Here is a 3,201-nt window from a genome sequence, read left to right as displayed (position 1 = left end):
GATAATTGATAATTGATAATTGATAATTACCTTTCCCTAAAGGAAGAGGATTGACCAAATCCGAAAAAATTTTTAAATTTATTTTTTTCCTCTTGAAAAGGGAGGCTAATAAAGCTAAATTGTTTGATTATTTAATTATTAATTATTCTGTCAAACCTGGAAAAGTAAGTTGATAATAGATGAATATTTGTCTATATACTTACAAAATCTTAAGTATCCTACTGTTTTGCCTCAAAGAGTTATAGAAAATATTTATTGTTAAAACTTATAAGTTTAAGTTAGCAGATGCAAAATTTTCGTAATTATTATCAGATTTTAGATGTTTCTAGAGATGCTTCGGTGGATGAAATTAAGAAAGCATATAGGAGACTGGCACGACAGTTTCATCCAGATGTAAATCCAGGTGATAAAGAATCAGAAGAAAAATTTAAAGATATTAATGAAGCTTATGATATTTTGTCAGATATAGAAAAACGGACAGAATATGATAAGTTTATTCGATATTGGAAACCTAAAGGAATTGGAGTTAAGGTAGGGATACGAGTTCCTGATTTTAGGAATTGGGATAATCGTGATGAAAATGGGCGAAAAAATGAAAAAAATTCAGATGTTAGTGATTTTTCAGACTTTAATACTTTTGTAGACCAACTGATAGGTCGTCGTCGTGAAGTTAGAACTCCAGTTGCATCAACAATACCAAAAACTCAGACTTCTAATGTTTATCGTCCTGGTCAGAAAAAGAATACTTATAAGGCAGCAGAACGGGAAGTAAAACGGGAAATAAAAAAGGATATTGAGGCTAGATTGACTTTACCTTTGGAAAAGGCTTATGTGGGAGGTTTTGAAAAAATCCGTTTGGAAGATGGGCGTTCGATCGAGGTGAATATGCCGATGGCGATGGTTAATGGTCAAAGAATTCGTCTAAAAAATCAAGGTCTGGGTGGAGGAGATTTGTATTTGAAGATTACGATCGCTCCTCATGATTTTTATCAGTTGGAGGGACCGGATATTTTTTGTGAGTTGCCTATTACTCCTGTGGAGGCTGTTTTGGGTGGGGATATTGAGGTACCGACTTTAGATGGTTGGGTGAAGATGAAGTTGCCAGCGGGAGTTTTTTCCGGTCAACGTTTGCGACTGGCTAGTAAGGGGTATCCTGATGGGAGGGGCGAGCGTGGGGACCAGTTGGTGGAGATTAAGATTGTGACTCCGAAGGAGCCTAGTCAGGAGGAGTTGGAGATTTATCAGAAGTTACGGGAGGTTGAGAAGTTTAAGCCTCGAAAGGATTTGCCTGTTTGATTTGGGTTTCAGTTGTGTGATTGGTTTGAAGATTGATAACTATTTTTCCAGGATCTTATTTTTTTTGTTGAATAAAAAATCATGTGTAGGGGCGAACAACTCCTAATGTATATATCTTATCAGAGTTTTTGAGGGGATGCAACCTCATTATTCTCGGATTTTTTTTTGAGCTTCAGAAAATGAAAAAGTTCAACTTAAATTCAAAAAGGAGTCCCACCCTCGATCTACTGATTCAGGGTCGGGAGGAATTTTTGAGATCAAATAAAATCTATTTCACTTTTTTTGTTGAATAAAAAATCATGTGTAGGGGCGAACAACTCCTAATGTATATATCTTATCAGAGTTTTTGAGGGGATGCAACCTCATTATTCTCGGATTTTTTTTTGAGCTTCAGAAAATGAAAAAGTTCAATATTTTGACTATCTATACTGATAGGAAGCTATCTGGTAAGTTTTAGTTATAAACTTTAGTCTTTTAGTTTGAAAATTTTTAATTTTGTCAGAGGTTGATGACAAAATTGGAGAAAAGTTTTCCCAATCAGCTAACGAAGTTTCAATATTTTTAGCGCTTTTACTCGGTCGTGTGATACTCTAAATGGTAGAAAAATCCACGGGTTAGTATTACTTAAAAGAATTTTGATGCTGCAAATACCTATTGTGTCGTTGTTTTTAGAGGCGATCGCCTGAATTTATTTGACGATGAATGACTAATTTTTCTCTCTTCATTTTTCAGTAGATTGATAGATTGACTGTTTTGTGGTATGTGACTGGAAATCTATATTAAAAACTTGCTTATGGTTTGTTAAAGTATTTGTAGGTTGGGTTGAGGTAAGGAAACCCAACAAAAATAGGCGTGCTGAACAATATCGCTATGCTATATCTACAAGAGTACCAAGATTATTGATATAATACTGAGGTTTGATTATAGAAGCTAAGACTGGTTGACTAAGTTATTGAGATTACCGACAAATTTGCAGAATAGTGGGTTTCATTCTTCAATCCAATCTAGGTTTTGTGACTCTGATAGTAAAGAATGCTAGAGAGGTAAAAGAGAAAGAGGAGACTACAAAGCAGGGAACAAGACTGTACGAAAACCCCAGTTGCTGCTGTAGTAGTCGGGAACGTTGTCCCAAGAACGAAAGGCACTCCGACAAAACCAACGAATGCTCAACCAACAGCCACCACGGAGTACTTGTTGATTAGTGTGCCCATCACTTTCCCAAGCATTTCCATTTGTAGGCGCACTATTATAATTATTGTGCCAAACATCCTGACACCACTCCCACACATTCCCGTGCATATCGTACAACCCAAAAGCATTGGGAGGAAAACTTCCTACATCCGTTGTTCCTTTTCTAAATATGCCTTTAGGGGTGTCGTCACAGACATATTTGCCATTGAAGTTAACTAAGTCAGAAGCGATTGTTTGGCCAAAATAGAAGGGAGTAGTTGTACCTGCACGACAAGCATATTCCCACTGACTCTCACTGGGTAGTCTGTAAATTTTTCCAGTTTTGTGAGATAGTTTTTTACAAAAATCTGTTGCTTGATGCCATGTCACACATTCTACTGGGCGATCGCCTCCTGGAAAACGAGAGGGATTATTTCCCATAATGGCTTGATATTGATTTTGAGTAATGGGGTATTTGCTCAGATAAAAAGGTTGGAGAGTAACTTGATGTCGAGGACTTTCGTTATTCCTTCTTCCCTGTTCATTTTTCGGCGATCCCATGAGAAAACTGCCTTCAGGAATATAAACCATTTCTAATTTAATATCGTTACCTAAATCTTCTATTTTTTGCCTAGCACTTTTGTGGATGCGGTTGATTATTTCGCCGGAGTTGTTGACTGTGTTAGAGTCGATGGAGGGTATTATCCCTCGCACCTCTCCTTCAGAACCGGACGT

At 36.9% G+C, this 3,201-nt stretch carries 2 protein-coding genes; one reads left to right on the top strand and one right to left on the bottom strand.

Translation table 11 applies throughout. From position 1 onward, the window contains the following. Positions 1-285: 285 nt before the first annotated feature. A complete protein-coding gene (locus AC3DU7_RS29595) occupies positions 286-1,296 on the top strand; it encodes a DnaJ C-terminal domain-containing protein (protein WP_488042823.1) in 1,011 nt (336 codons plus the stop codon). Between the two features lie 1,062 nt (positions 1,297-2,358). On the opposite strand, the gene AC3DU7_RS29590 is transcribed toward AC3DU7_RS29595, so the two are convergent. Next, positions 2,359-3,201, bottom strand: an 843-nt coding sequence (locus AC3DU7_RS29590; protein WP_488042822.1) for a formylglycine-generating enzyme family protein, incomplete at its 5' end; no start/stop codon positions are given.

The sequence above is a fragment of the Okeania sp. genome (genome assembly GCF_983059655.1).
This window is presented reverse-complemented; position numbering and strand designations above follow the sequence as displayed.

Excerpts from the sequence above, each read along its gene's own strand:
- AC3DU7_RS29595 (WP_488042823.1), top strand. The coding sequence starts at position 286 with ATGCAAAATTTTCGTAATTATTATCAGATTTTAGATGTTTCTAGAGAT.